Consider the following 13,759-nt stretch of genomic DNA (forward strand, 5'->3'; position numbering starts at 1 on the left):
TCACTCTCCGGTGGTGCCGTCGAGGCGTTCGCGCAGCAGGTCGGCCTGGCCGTTGTGGCGGGCGTACTCCTCGATCAGGTGGGTGACGATGTACCGCAGCGAGAACACCTCCTCGCCGTAACTCCCGGTGATGTCAAGGGACTCGGCGGCCTCGACGGTGGCCCGGGAGCGGGCGCACTCCTCCTCCCAGATGCGGAAGGCCTCGGCGGGATCGGCGTCCGCCACATCGAACTCGGCGAACTCGCCGGGGTTCGGCCCCGGCCAGTGCGGCGGTGCCTCCTCGTCCTTCAGCACCCGCCGGAACCACGAGCGTTCGACCTCGGCGAGATGCCGGACGAGCCCGATCAGGGTCAGGCCCGAGGGCGGGACGGCCGGTGTCCGCAGCTGTGCGGCGGTGAGACCGGCGCACTTCATGGCCAGGGTCTCTCGCTGGTACTGGAGGAAGCCGCTCAGTAACGCACGCTCCTCGCCCACCTGCGGGGGCCTGCTTCTCGGATCGTCGCTCATCGCGTCATCATGCCCACCGCGCCACCCGCGACGCCCATGGATTTCCACGGGCCGCGCCCCGGGTACGGACTGCGGCACACGGCTCAGGTACGTCCCAGGACGAACCAGCGCGCGGGCAGTTCGACACGCGATCCGCCGGGCAGGTACGCGGTCTGCGCCAGGGTGCCCGCGCCCTCGTCCAGCAGGGTGAGGCCGGTCTCCCGGAGCAGTCGGCGCACCTCCTCCTCCGTGGCCTCGGCGGGCCTGAGCCCGTGCTCCAGGACCCGGCGCAGCTTCTCCGGCGGGCCGTCCGGGGCCTGGGCCACCTGCCGCAGCACGTCCTTGGAGGCCGGGGTCGGTTCGGTGACGAAGGCCCGTCCCCGCTCTCCCACGAGCGTGGCGACCGCCGCGGCGACGGCGGGCCGGGCCTCGGGCTCGCTCTGGTGGATCACCGCGCGCAGGTAGACGTGGGCGTCGCCGATCCGCTCGTGCAGCCCGGCCACGGCCACCGCGTCGACCAGGTCGAGCTGGGCGAACTCGGCGGTGTTCCCGGGGTCGGCGCGACGGGCGTGCGCCACGGCGGCGTGGGAGAGGTCCACCCCGATCGCACGGACGAAGCGGGTGGCGAGGCAGCGGGTCTGGGTGCCGTTGCCGCAGCCGAGGTCGACGACCGGCAGCGTGGGGTCGGCGTACGGCAGCAGCCGTTCGCTGTCGGGTACGGCGGTGACGGACGGGTCGGCGTCCCAGATCGCCTCACCGGGGGTGTCCGAGGTGGCGGTCCAGTAGCCCTCCCAGGCCTCGCGGTACCGCGGCGACACGTTCATGCGCACTCCCTGGTGTGGGTCCGGGGCGTTCCCCTGTCCGGAACCGGCCTACCGTCCCGGGACGGCGGGGGCAAGGGGGACGGCCCGACCGTCCCGGGGACGGGGCGTTCCTCACCTGGTGGACGGGCGCGGGCGCGGGACCGCGTCGATCACCTGCTCGGACCAGACGGTCTTGCCGCGCTCCGTGCCGCTGGTCCGCCGGGCTCGGGCGAGGCCGCCCACCACGCGCGGGCCGCGGCCCGCCTCGTCGTCGTGGGCGGCGTCGGGCAGCGTGGCCGGATCGTCGTCGCCTGCCTCGCGGAACAGGGCGTCGGCACGGACCGGGCGCGGCTCCACGGGGCGGCCCGGGGAGCCCGGCCCGTCGCGGCGTCGTACGGCACGGGCGAGCGCCGGACCGGAACCTCGCGGTCCATGGGGGAGTCTCCCCGGTGTGTGACTCCACGGTATGGCCCGGCGACCGGTCCTCGCCGGCCGCCGGGCCGGTATCCGCCCGGGGCCCTCCCTGGCCCGTCGCTCCCCGGTTCTCAGTCCTCGTGGCCCAGTTGCAGATCGCGCTCGGTGCGCCCGCCGCCCGCGACCTGAAGGACGGTGGCCACCGGCGGATATCCGGCCGCGATCACCGTGTACTCGCCGGTGGACAGGTCCACGAAGCGAAACGCGCCGTCGGTGCCCGTGGTGAGGGTGTCGACGACATTGCCCGCCGCGTCCAGCAGGGTGACCCGGGCGTCCTCGACGGGCCTGCCGCCGTTCGCCCTCACCACTCCGCGCAGCACCGCTCCGCCCGCCAGCTCGATGTCCTGCCGGGTCTCCCGGGCCGCCTGCACGCTCACCGGGAGCGCGGCGGGCCGGAAGGCGGGGGCGCTGGCCGCGAGGGTGTACTCGCCCGCCACCAGCTCCGTGATCACATAGCCGCCCTCACGGCCGCTGCGGGCGGAGGCGACGACCTCACCACGGACATCGGTGAGGGTCACCGAGGCATCGCGCACCGGGGTGCCGTCGGCGGTGGTGACGATCCCGGCGAGGCGTCCGGCCCCGCCGAGCACCACGTCGAGGTCGACGGGCCGCTCGCCCACGGTGACGCTGACGGCCTGGGGCTGGTGTCCGCCCGCGGCGGCGATCAGGACGTACGAACCGGCGCCGGGCACGCTCAGCGCGTACCGTCCGTCGTCGCCGCTGGCGCCCCGGCCGACCTGCCGCCCCTGGACGTCGATGAGGGTGAGCGCGGCCCGCGAGACCCGCGTGCCGTCGGGGTGCTGGACGCTGCCGGAGACCGCCACGCCGGAGCGCGGGGAGAGCGGCGGGGCGGCGGCCTCGGCGGCCGGTGCGGGCGGGAGGGCCGGGACCGCGCGGGCGGCCGGGACGGTCGCGGACTCGGCGGTGCTGTCGGGGCTGTGGTGGGACACCAGCGGTTTCTCCTTGAGGAAGAAGGCGAAGATCAGGCCGAGTGCGAGCACCGGCACGAGGTAGAGGAAGATCCGCGGCATCGCGTCCGCGTACGCCTGGATGTAGCTGTCGCGCAGCGCCGGTTCCATCGCGTGGACGAGCTGCGGGGTGATGGACTCGGGGTCGGGAAGGTCCGCGCCGGACGGCAGCCGGACGGCGAGCGCGTCGGCGAGCCGTCCGGCGAAGAGCGTCCCGAAGACGGCTGCGCCGACGCTGCCGCCGATCTGCCGGAAGTAGTTGTTGGCGCTGGTCGCGGAGCCGATGTCGGCGGGGGCGACGGAATTCTGCACGGCGAGCACCAGCACCGGCATGACCAGCCCGATCCCGATGCCGAGCACGGCCTGCGCGATGCTGTACTCGATGCGCGGGGTGTCGGCGTCCAGGAGCGAGAGGAGCCACATCCCGGCCACCGAGAGCGCGCTGCCCAGGATGGGGTGGATCCGGTAGCGGCCGGTGCGGGAGATCAGCTGGCCGGAGACGACGGACGCGATGACGATGCCGCCCATCATCGGGAGCATCAGCAGCCCGGACTCGGTGGCGGTGGCGCCGTCGACCATCTGCAGGAAGGTCGGCAGATAGCTGGCGGCACCGAACAGTCCCACCCCGATGACCGCTCCGACGAGCGCGGTGACGTTGAAGATCGAGTCGCGGAACAGCCGCAGCGGGATGATGGGTTCGGCCGCCCGGCGCTCGACGACCAGGAACAGCACGGCCGTTCCGGCCGCCCCGGCGCCCAGCCCCAGGATGGTGCGCGAGCCCCACGCGTACTCCGTACCGCCCCAGCTGGTCAGCAGCACCAGGCAGGTGGACGAGGCGGCGAGCAGCAGTGCGCCGAGGACGTCGAGCCGGGGCCGTACGGAAGGCCTGGGGAGCTTCAGCACGACGGTGATGACGGCGAGGGTGACCAGGCCGAACGGGATGTTGATGTAGAAGCACCAGCGCCAGGAGGCGTGGTCGGTGAAGAAGCCGCCGAGCAGCGGGCCCGCCACGGAGGCGAGCCCGAAGGCGGCACCGATGAGGCCCATGAACCGGCCGCGTTCCCGGGGCGGTACGACGTCCGCGATGATCGCCTGGACCCCGATCATCAGCCCGCCGCCGCCGATGCCCTGGACGGCCCGGAAGGCGATCAGCTCGTCCATGGTGCGGGACCAGCCGGCCAGCGCGGAGCCGATGACGAAGACGACGATGGCGAACTGGAAGACGCCCTTGCGGCCGAAGAGGTCGCCGAGCTTTCCGTAGATCGGCAGGCCGATCGTGGAGGCGAGCAGATAGGCCGTGACGGCCCAGGACATCTTCTCCAGGCCGTGCAGCTCGCCGACGATCTTCGGCAGCGCGGTGGCGACGATCATCTGGTCGAGCGCCGCGAGGAGCAGGGTGAGCATGAGCCCGATGAAGATCAGGCGGATGCGGCGGGGGTCGGTCTCCGGTCCGCCCTCGCCGCGGTCCCTCCCCTCGGTCCCGCCCGGCGGGGCACAGGACCCGGAGCGTTGCACCGGTAAGGGTCCGACGGACTGCGGGGTCGCGGCGGCCGGACGGGCCGTCTCCTCGCCTCCCGGCTCCTCCTCCAACAGAGTGATCCCACCCACCACGTGCCGCTCCCCTCGTCGCGTCTGCGCCGCCCTTTTCTCGCACTGGGCGAGGAGCGAGGGCAAACGCGACGGGGGCGCCGACGGCGCGCGCGAAGCGGCTTAGCTCCCGGTGGGAGCCGCTGCGGCGCACTGCCGCCGCACGGTGAAGACCACTCGAACCGGTGAGGCCGGTCAAGCGCGGTCCGGGCCTGGTCTGGCGTTCGGACCGGGTCCGGAGCCGGTCCGCCAAGCCCCGGCACGGGCCCGGGACCGGCGCAGGGTCCTACTTCTCGACGCGGGCGGCGAGGTTCTGGAGCAGCTCGTCGTAGATCCGGGCGAGCCCCTTGGGCGCGAAGGTCCGCTCGAAGAATCCGCCGATGCCTCCGGCGCCGTTCCAGACGGTCGAGACGACGGCCTTCGACCTGCCCTCACCGGCCGGGGTGACGGTCCAGGTGGTGACCATGGAGGAATTGCGGTCCTTCTCGACGAGCTGCCCGTCGGTGGGCTCGGTGACCTCCAGCAGGCAGTCGCGCACCCGCTTGCTGGTGGCCTGGAGCTTCCAGTGGACCAGGCTGCCCTCGCCGTCGCCGCCCTCGCGCACCTCGTACTCGCTGAACTGTCCGGGCAGGATCGCGCCCCGGGCCTCCTGGTAGTCGGCCAGCGTGTCGAACACCGTCTCCGCGTCCGCCGCGATGACTCGCTCCGTGGTGGCTTCGACCTGCGCCATGGCTGTTCCTCCAGCACTCGGTTGTTCGGGGGAATCCCGAGCCAATCACCTCCGGGGCGCCGCTCAAAATCCGGCCCGGCAGGAAGAACGGGAAGCGGTCGCGCCCCGCTCGCCGGCCCGGCACAACCAAAGCGGTCAAATGGGTCAAGTCTCGACATAACAGGTCCTATCCGGTGCGAATGCGGGGAGCATGCGGCGAGGGGGCGCGCCCCGCGCAGCCGTCTTTTCCCCACCACGGGAGGCCCTATGACGAAACGTTCGGGAATTCTCTTCGCCGTCTGCGTGGCGGTCGCCGGTCTGGTGACCGCCGTGCCGCCCCCGGCGACCGCCGACGCAGGCGCGCGGCCCGCCGCCGCGCACCTGCGCTGGACCGGCTGCGCCACCAAGGCGTACCCGCGGCTCCAGTGCTCGACGGTCAGCGCGCCGCTCGATCATGACGATCCGTCGGGACGGCGGATCACGCTCGCCCTGTCCCGCGTCCCGCACACCGCGAAGAAGTCCCAGGGCCCCCTGCTCGTCAACCCGGGCGGCCCCGGCGGCAGCGGCCTGACGATGGCCGGATTCGTGGCCTCCGCGCTGCCGGAGGAGGTCGCCGCGCAGTACGACGTGATCGGCTTCGACCCGCGCGGCGTCGGCCGGAGCAGACCCGCGCTGGACTGCGTACCCCGGTACTTCGCTCCGGTGCGCCCCGGCTCGGTGCCCGGCTCTCCCGCGGCGGAGCGGGCCAACCGGGACCGGACCCGGTCGTTCGCCGAGGCCTGCGGGCGCAGGTACCCGGACCTGCTGCCGTTCCTGGACACCGTCAGCGCCGCGAAGGACCTCGACGTGATCCGGCGGGCCACCGGCGCCCGGCAGATCAACTACTTCGGGTACTCCTACGGCACCTACCTCGGCGCGGTGTACGCCAAGCTGTTCCCGGAGCGGGTGCGGCGTCTCGTCCTGGACTCCAACGTCGACCCGGACGACGTCTGGTACGACGCCAACATCGCCCAGGACCTCGCCTTCGACGCCCGCCACAAGGCGTTCACCGCCTGGGTCGCGAAGCACGACGCCACGTACCGTCTCGGAACCGGCCCGGCAGAGGTGGAGCGCGCCTGGTACGCGATGCGCGCGGCGGTCGAGCGGCGGCCCGCGGGCGGGAAGGTCGGCCCGAGCGAGCTGGAGGACACCTTCCTGCCGGGCGGCTACTACGACGGGTACTGGCCGCGCCTGGCCGGGGCCTTCGCCGCCTACGCGAACGACGGCGACCAGGACGCGCTGGTGGAGGCGTACGAGAGGTTCGGCGCGGTCGACGCCGAGGGGGACAACGGGTACTCGGTCTACGTGGCCGTGCAGTGCCGCGACGCCCGGTGGCCCCCGTTCTGGAACACCTGGCTCGGCGACAGCCGCCGGGTGCACGCCAAAGCCCCCTTCTTCACCTGGAACAACAACTGGTACAACGCACCGTGCGCCGACTGGCCGGTCGCACCGCTGAACCCGGTGCGCGTCTCCAACCGCGCGCTCGGGCCGGTGCTGCTCTTCCAGGCCACCGACGACGCGGCCACCCCGTACCAGGGCGGAGTCACCCTGCACCGGCGGCTGCACGGCTCCAGCCTGGTCGTGGAGCAGGGCGGCGGCAATCACGGCATCACGCTCGGCGGCAACGACTGCCTGGACTCCTACCTGGCGGACTACCTCGCCAAGGGCGTCGTCCCCCGCGCCCGGCACGGCCGGGACATCGCGGACGCGGTGTGTCCCCGGACCCCCGAGCCGGAGCCCGAGCCGCTGGCCGACGCGCCCGCCGCGAAGACGGTGCGGCGCACGGACTCCGGCAGCCGGGGCGCCCTCCTGCACCGCATGCTCGGCACCCGCGCCTGACCCGGGTCAACCGGTCCGCGCACGGGCCGTCCTGACGGGTACGCCAGGATGGCCCGCTGGGCCGCACAGCACCCCCCGGCACACGGATACGGAACATGACCACCGACGACTGCGAGGCGGTCACCCTGCTCCGCGCCCGCGGCTGGCGGGCGGCGTACACGGGGCTGGTGCCGTCGTCCTGCCTCGACGCCATGGAGCGCGACGTCGCCGAGGACGCGCAGCGCCGCCGCGCCGCGCTCGCCCGGGGCGGCCCTCCGGTGAACCTGGTGGCCGAGCGGCCGGGCACCGGGGTGATCGGCTGGGCCTGCTGCGGGCCGTTGCGCGAGCCCGCCGGACCGCCCGCCCGGGGCGGGCTGCACGCGCTCTACGTGACGCCCGAGCAGACCGGGACCGGGGCGGGGCGGGCCCTGATGGCCGAGGTGCTGGCCCGCGCGGCGGCGCAGGGGCTGGTGGAGCTGGAGTTGTGGGTGCTGAGGGAGAACGTCCGGGCCCGGCGCTTCCACGAGCGCGCGGGCTTCGGGCCGGACGGAGCCGAGGAGTCCTTCGAGGCGGACGGCGTGCGTGTGCCCGAGGTGCGGTACGTACGCGCCCCCGGCGGGCCCGGGGGCCGCTGAGCCCGGGACCGCTTCAGGGCGTGCCCAGCCGGTCGAGCGCGTCGCGGGCCGCGCCGCCCAGTCTCGGGTGCGCCGCCACGACCGCCAGGAGGGGGCGGGCCCGCTCGTCCCGCAGCTGCCCGAGCCCCTCCACGCAGGCGAGCGCCACCCGCCAGTAGGGCTCGTCCGGTGCCAGCAGCCGCTCCAGGGTGCTGATCAGCGCGGGCACGGACTCCGGGGCCCGCAGCACGGTGAGCAGCCGCACCGGATGCAGGGCGTAGGCGGTGCGCAGGGTGTTGGTCGCCAGGGCCGCGGCGGCCCTGGGGGTACGGGGATCACCCAGGCGCACCAGGGCATGGGCCGCGGAGACGCAGCGCTCCGGGTCGCGGTGGTTGAGCAGCAGGACCAGCGCCTCGAAGGCCCGCCGGTCACCACCGCAGCCGAGCCGGAATGCGGCCATCTCCCGGGCCCAGAGCGGGCGTTCGCGCTCCACCAGGACGCGGGCCAGTGCTTCACCGTCCTCGGTGGCGAGCAGGGCGCGGAAGGCGGCCGACTGCCCGGCCGCCTCCGCCTCGTCGGCAAGCCGGTCCGCCAGCGACCGGAACTCCTCGTCCATGACCCTCAGCGTATCGGCGGGGACGCAGCGTATCGAGGGGCCGGGTGAATGTGGCACGGCGCACAGCGATCCGGGGCTGGCGCGCTCGTTACCCCACGGTTAATCTCAAGTGAGCGGGACACAATCCCCGTCTGCTCCGGTGGCCTGGTGACGCAGCCACCCGGAGTGCTTGTCGGTTCGGCAGTTCTGCCAGACGTGACTTTGGGACAGAGTCCGTCACCCCTTCCGGTACCGGGTGCGCCCGCCGCACCCCGGCCCCGTCTCTCCACGACACGCAACTCCCGCGTGTGCAGCGCCTGTTCGCCCTTCCGGCGTGCGCCGCGTCCTCTCTCAGTCGTCACTCATTCTCTGGAGTCCCGTGATGGACACCCCTCTTGGCACCATCGCCGTCGTCGGTCTCGGCACCATGGGCACCGGCATCGCCGAGGTCCTGGCCCGCGCCGGTCACCAGGTCATCGGCATCGACACCAGCGACGCGGCCGCCCGCCGGGCCGTCGCCGCGCTGGAGGCCGCGACCGCCCGCGCCGTGCGGCGCGAGCGCATCACCGACCGGGAGCGGAGCGAGACCCTCGCCCGCTTCCGCGCCTGCACCGACCTCCGGGCCGCCGCGGAGGCGGAGTTGGTGATCGAGGTCGTGCCCGAGTCGTACGAGATCAAGCAGCAGGTCTTCCGGGAGCTCGACACGATCGTCTCTCCGGCCACGATCCTGGCGACCGGCACCAACGCCCTGTCGGTGACCCGGCTGGCCGCCGAGTCGCTGCGTCCCGAGCGGGTGCTCGGACTGCACTTCTTCAACCCGGCCCCGGCGATGAAGCTCGTCGAGGTCGTCTCCTCGGTGCTGACCGCGCCCCCCGCCGTCGAGGCGGTGACCGCGCTCGCCCGCAGCCTGGGCAAGGAGCCGGTCGCGGTCGGCGACCGGCCGGGCTTCGTCGCCGACGGGCTGCTCTTCGGCTACCTCAACCAGGCCGCCGCGATGTACGAGGCCAACTACGCCTCCCGGGAGGACATCGACGCGGCGATGAGGCTCGGCTGCGGGCTGCCGATGGGCCCGCTCGCGCTGCTCGACCTGATCGGCGTCGACACCGCCCGTACCGTCCTGGAGGCGATGTACGCCGAGTCCCGCGACCGGCTGCACGCCCCGGCGCCCGTACTGCGCCAGCTGAGCGAGGCCGGGCTGACCGGCCGTAAGGCGGGCCGCGGCTTCTACACGTACGCGCAGGCCGGGAGCCAGGACGTGGTGCCGGACGCGCTGACCCCGAAGGACGGCGCATCGGCGGCGGCCGGGCGCCCGGTGCGCTCGGTGGGGGTGGCGGGTTCCGGGACGATGGCCTCGGGAATCGCCGAGGTCTTCGCGAAGGCCGGATACGACGTGGTGCTCGCCGCGCGCGGACGGGAGAAGGCGGACACCGCCAAGGCCCGGATCGCCACGTCCCTGGAGCGCTCCGTCGCCAAGGGGAGGCTGACGGCCGGGGCGCGGGACGCGGCGCTGGCCCGGATCACCCCGGCCGGTTCACTGGACGCCTTCGCCGACGTCGATCTCGCGGTGGAGGCCGTCGCCGAGGACCTGGCGGTCAAGCAGCAGCTGTTCGGGACGCTGGACAAGGTCTGCAAGCCGGGTGCCGTCCTCGCCACCACCACGTCCTCGCTGCCGGTCGTGGCGATGGCGCGGGCGACCTCGCGCCCGCAGGACGTGATCGGGATGCACTTCTTCAACCCGGCACCGGCGATGAAGCTGGTCGAGGTGGTCCGTACGGTGCTCACCGCCGACGACGTCCACGCCACCGTCCGCGAGGTGTGCGCAGCGGTGCGCAAGCACCCGGTGGACTGCGGGGACCGGGCCGGGTTCATCGTGAACGCGCTGCTCTTCCCGTACCTGAACAACGCGATCAAGATGGTCGAGGAGCACTACGCGAGCCTCGACGACATCGACGCCGCGATGAAGCTGGGCGGCGGCTACCCGATGGGCCCGTTCGAGCTGCTCGACGTGGTGGGGCTGGACGTCTCGCTGGCCATCGAGAAGGTGCTGCACAACGAGTTCCGCGACCCGGGCCTGGCCCCGGCACCGCTGCTCGAACACCTGGTGGCCGCCGGCTGCCTCGGCCGCAAGACGGGGCGCGGCTTCCGGGAACATGCCCGCCGCTGACCGCGGGGACGGGTGGGGAGGGCTGCTCGATCCGTCGGGCGGCCCTCCCCCACGGCCACACTCCCCCGGCCCGATGCAGTACGTTCACACCATGTCCCAGCCCGCCAGGTCCTCCCGTGCCACCGCAGCGCCCGACGCCCCGGAAAGTGCCGCAGGCACCCGCGCCGCCGCCCAACGGCTCAAAATGCGCCGTGAGCTGGCCGCCGCGGCCATGGAGCTGTTCGCCACAAAGGGCTATGAGGCGACGACCGTCGACGAGATCGCGGGCGCCGCCGGGGTCGCCCGCCGGACCTTCTTCCGGCACTTCCGCTCCAAGGAAGAGGCGATCTTCCCGGACCACGACGACACCCTCGTCAGGGCGGAGGCCGTGCTCAACGCGGCACCGGCGCACGAGCACCCCCTCGACACCGTCTGCCGGGGCATCAAGGAAGTCATGAAGATGTACGCGGCGAAGCCCGCGGTCTCCGTGGCCCGTTACAAGCTGACCCGCGAGGTGCCCACCCTGCGGGAGGCGGAGATCGCCTCGGTGGCCCGCTACGAGCGGCTGTTCACCCGCTATCTGCTGGGCCATTTCGACGAGCGCGACCATCACGTCGGCAACGACGACCCGCTGCTGGCGGAGGTCGCGGCGTCCGCCGTCGTCACCGCGCACAACCATGTGCTGCGCCGCTGGCTGCGGGCGGGCGGCGAGGGGGATGTGGAGGCGCAGCTCGACCACGCCTTCGCGATCGTCCGCGACACCTTCGGCACCGGCATCGGGGCCGGGCGGGCCGTCGGCGCCGAGTCCGCGCCGCAGCCGGCCGCCTCGGTGGCGTCCCAGGGCGAGGTGCTGGTCGCCGTCGCGCGGACGGACGCGCCCCTCGACGAGGTCATGCGCACGATCCAGCAGGCGCTCCGGGACCGCTGACCCGGGGCCCGCCCCGGCCGAAACCCGCTTGCCGCCCCCGCGCCGCCGGTGCTGTGGTGGCCGGATGAATCATGATCCCGCCACACTGCTGGCCCTTTTCGACCGCGAGATGCGTGAGCACGCCCGCCCGGACGGGCCCGGCGTCCGGGTCGAGCGCACCGGAGACGTCGTACGCCAGGTCGGCACGGCCGACGACTGGAACGGCGTCGTCTGGTCGGCGCCGGACCTCGGCCCCGCGCGGGCCGACGCGGTGATCGCGGCCCAGGTGGCGCGCTACGCGGCGCTCGGGCACGACGTGTTCGAGTGGAAGCTGTACGGGCACGACCGGCCGGCCGGTCTGGCGGACCGGCTGCTGGCGGCCGGTTTCGAACCGGAGGAGCCGGAGACCCTCCTGGTCGCCCCGGTCGGGGAACTCTCGGCCGAGGTGGCGCTGCCCGCGGGGGTGCGGCTGCGCACCGTGCGGGACGCGGACGACGTGGAGCTGATGGCCCGCGCCCATGAGCGGGCGTTCGGCTCGGACTGGTCGCGGCTGCGGCATCAGGTGCTGGCCCGGCTGGCCGAGGACCCGGACGGATTCGTCGGCGTCCTCGCGATGGCGGGCGACGAGCCGGTGAGCTCGGCCCGGATGGAGCTGTACCGGGGCACGGGCTTCGCGGGGCTCTGGGGCGGTGGCACGGTCGAGCAGTGGCGCGGCAAGGGCATCTACCGGGCCCTGGTGGCCTTCCGCGCCCGGATCGCGGCGGAGCGCGGCTACCGCTTCCTCCAGGTGGACGCCTCCGAGATGAGCCGACCCATCCTCCAGCGGCTCGGATTCCTGGCGCTGAGCACCACAACGCCGTTCGTGCACCACTCCCACTGATCGATCATTCACCGGGCGTTTCCGCACAGAACACCCCACATAGCGCTCATCGGTGCCCACGCGTCGACATGTGAGAGAAATTGTTGGCACGGAGTGCCTTGCCACGTGTCACGGAGTGCCATACGTTGAAGTGGTCCGGGCGGCCGGCGTACCGAGAACTCGCGTACGACGGCTGTCCCGGCGGGCGATACGCCCGCACGCCCGGACGCCTGCGTCACAGGCACCCCTTCCGCTCCACAGAGCACGCCGAAGCTTTCGACCGCCGGACCGACGGCACCACCCTCTCCGCCCACCGCATCCCCTCTTGCCCGCAGGGACTCTCAAGCGTTCCCTCAGCGCCCCCACCCGCCGGAGGCACCCCGTGAAGGAAATCCTGGACGCGATCCAGTCGCCGGACAGCACGGCCGGCGACTTCGCCGCCCTGTCCATCCCCGAGTCGTACCGCGCGGTGACCGTGCACAAGGACGAGACCGAGATGTTCCACGGGCTCGCCACCCGTGACAAGGACCCCCGCAAGTCGCTGCACCTGGACGAGGTCCCGGTGCCGGAACTCGGCCCCGGTGAGGCCCTGGTCGCCGTCATGGCGAGCTCGGTGAACTACAACTCCGTCTGGACCTCGATCTTCGAGCCGATGTCCACCTTCGGCTTCCTGGAGCGCTACGGGCGGCTCAGCGAGCTCACCAAGCGCCATGACCTGCCGTACCACGTCATCGGTTCGGACCTGGCGGGCGTCGTCCTGCGCACCGGTCCCGGCGTCAACGCCTGGAAACCGGGCGACGAGGTCGTCGCGCACTGCCTCAGCGTGGAGCTGGAGTCGAGCGACGGCCACAACGACACGATGCTCGACCCCGAGCAGCGCATCTGGGGCTTCGAGACCAACTTCGGCGGCCTCGCCGAGATCGCGCTGGTCAAGTCCAACCAGCTGATGCCGAAGCCGAAGCACCTCAGCTGGGAGGAGGCCGCGGCCCCGGGCCTGGTCAACTCCACCGCGTACCGCCAGCTCGTCTCGCGCAACGGCGCGGGGATGAAGCAGGGCGACAACGTGCTGATCTGGGGGGCCAGCGGCGGACTCGGCTCGTACGCCACCCAGTTCGCGCTGGCGGGCGGCGCCAACCCGATCTGTGTCGTCTCCAGCGAGCAGAAGGCGGACATCTGCCGCCGGATGGGTGCCGAGGCGATCATCGACCGCAGCGCCGAGGGCTACCGGTTCTGGAAGGACGAGCACCACCAGGACCCCAGGGAGTGGAAGCGGTTCGGCAAGCGCATCCGCGAACTGACCGGCGGCGAGGACGTGGACATCGTCTTCGAGCACCCGGGCCGCGAGACCTTCGGCGCCTCGGTCTACGTCACGCGCAAGGGCGGCACCATCGTCACCTGCGCCTCGACCTCCGGCTACCACCACGAGTACGACAACCGCTACCTGTGGATGTCGCTGAAGCGGATCGTGGGCTCGCACTTCGCCAACTACCGCGAGGCGTGGGAGGCCAACCGCCTGGTCGCCAAGGGGAAGATCCACCCCACGCTGTCGAAGGTCTACTCCCTGGAGGAGACCGGCCAGGCCGCGTACGACGTCCACCGCAACCTCCACCAGGGCAAGGTCGGTGTGCTGGCGCTGGCGCCCCGCGAGGGACTCGGTGTCCGGGACACGGAGCTGCGCGAGCGGCACCTCGACGCGATCAACCTGTTCCGCGGCACACCGGCGGAGCGGACCGACACGCACAGCCGGGACATCTGAC

The 13,759-nt window shown here is 72.9% G+C and carries 12 protein-coding genes; 6 read left to right on the top strand and 6 right to left on the bottom strand.

Annotated elements, in window-relative coordinates; genetic code table 11:
- The 5 genes from ACFVWY_RS24135 to ACFVWY_RS24155 form a co-directional block, all read right to left on the bottom strand.
- Nucleotides 1-507 carry a DinB family protein gene (locus tag ACFVWY_RS24135; protein WP_389876002.1) on the bottom strand — a complete coding sequence of 169 codons (507 nt, stop codon included), beginning with the start codon at nt 505-507 and terminating at the stop codon, nt 1-3.
- 83 nt (nt 508-590) lie between these two features.
- Nucleotides 591-1,310, bottom strand: coding sequence for a methyltransferase domain-containing protein (locus ACFVWY_RS24140; RefSeq protein ID WP_389876004.1), 720 nt, complete (start codon nt 1,308-1,310; stop codon nt 591-593).
- Between the two features lie 111 nt (nt 1,311-1,421).
- On the bottom strand, nt 1,422-1,646 hold the full coding sequence (locus ACFVWY_RS24145; protein ID WP_389876006.1) for a hypothetical protein: 225 nt from the start codon (nt 1,644-1,646) through the stop codon (nt 1,422-1,424).
- 188 nt (nt 1,647-1,834) lie between these two features.
- A complete protein-coding gene (locus tag ACFVWY_RS24150) occupies nt 1,835-4,342 on the bottom strand; it encodes an MFS transporter (protein ID WP_389876008.1) in 2,508 nt (835 codons plus the stop codon).
- A 262-nt stretch (nt 4,343-4,604) separates the two neighbouring features.
- On the bottom strand, nt 4,605-5,048 hold the full coding sequence (locus ACFVWY_RS24155) for an SRPBCC family protein (RefSeq protein ID WP_389876010.1): 444 nt from the start codon (nt 5,046-5,048) through the stop codon (nt 4,605-4,607).
- 246 nt (nt 5,049-5,294) lie between these two features.
- On the opposite strand from ACFVWY_RS24155, the gene ACFVWY_RS24160 reads away from it, so the two are divergent.
- Both ACFVWY_RS24160 and ACFVWY_RS24165 read left to right on the top strand, forming a co-directional pair.
- Nucleotides 5,295-6,905 (top strand): alpha/beta hydrolase, encoded by a 1,611-nt coding sequence (locus ACFVWY_RS24160; RefSeq protein WP_389876013.1) that lies wholly within the window; start codon nt 5,295-5,297, stop codon nt 6,903-6,905.
- Nucleotides 6,906-7,000: 95 nt separating this feature from the next.
- Nucleotides 7,001-7,519, top strand: a complete 519-nt coding sequence (locus tag ACFVWY_RS24165) for a GNAT family N-acetyltransferase (RefSeq protein ID WP_389876016.1) — start codon at nt 7,001-7,003, stop codon at nt 7,517-7,519.
- 13 nt (nt 7,520-7,532) lie between these two features.
- Here ACFVWY_RS24165 and ACFVWY_RS24170 read toward each other — a convergent pair whose 3' ends face one another.
- Nucleotides 7,533-8,114: a HEAT repeat domain-containing protein gene (locus tag ACFVWY_RS24170; protein ID WP_389876017.1), complete on the bottom strand. Its 582-nt coding sequence runs from the start codon at nt 8,112-8,114 to the stop codon at nt 7,533-7,535.
- 361 nt (nt 8,115-8,475) lie between these two features.
- Here ACFVWY_RS24170 and ACFVWY_RS24175 point away from each other — a divergent pair, with 361 nt between their 5' ends.
- The 4 genes from ACFVWY_RS24175 to ccrA all read left to right on the top strand — a co-directional run bounded on the left by ACFVWY_RS24175 (nt 8,476) and on the right by ccrA (nt 13,758).
- The gene (locus ACFVWY_RS24175; protein ID WP_389876018.1) at nt 8,476-10,257 is read left to right on the top strand and encodes a 3-hydroxyacyl-CoA dehydrogenase family protein; all 1,782 of its coding nucleotides are present in this window, start codon (nt 8,476-8,478) and stop codon (nt 10,255-10,257) included.
- Nucleotides 10,258-10,348: 91 nt separating this feature from the next.
- Nucleotides 10,349-11,164: a TetR family transcriptional regulator gene (locus ACFVWY_RS24180; protein WP_389876020.1), complete on the top strand. Its 816-nt coding sequence runs from the start codon at nt 10,349-10,351 to the stop codon at nt 11,162-11,164.
- Nucleotides 11,165-11,228: 64 nt separating this feature from the next.
- On the top strand, nt 11,229-12,023 hold the full coding sequence (locus ACFVWY_RS24185) for a GNAT family N-acetyltransferase (RefSeq protein WP_389876022.1): 795 nt from the start codon (nt 11,229-11,231) through the stop codon (nt 12,021-12,023).
- 361 nt (nt 12,024-12,384) lie between these two features.
- Complete coding sequence (gene ccrA / locus ACFVWY_RS24190) at nt 12,385-13,758, top strand: crotonyl-CoA carboxylase/reductase (protein ID WP_389876024.1); 1,374 nt, start codon at nt 12,385-12,387, stop codon at nt 13,756-13,758.
- The last annotated feature ends 1 nt before the right edge of the window (nt 13,759 follow it).

Source organism: Streptomyces sp. NPDC058195 (assembly GCF_042883525.1).
Taxonomy (GTDB): Bacteria; Actinomycetota; Actinomycetes; order Streptomycetales; family Streptomycetaceae; genus Streptomyces.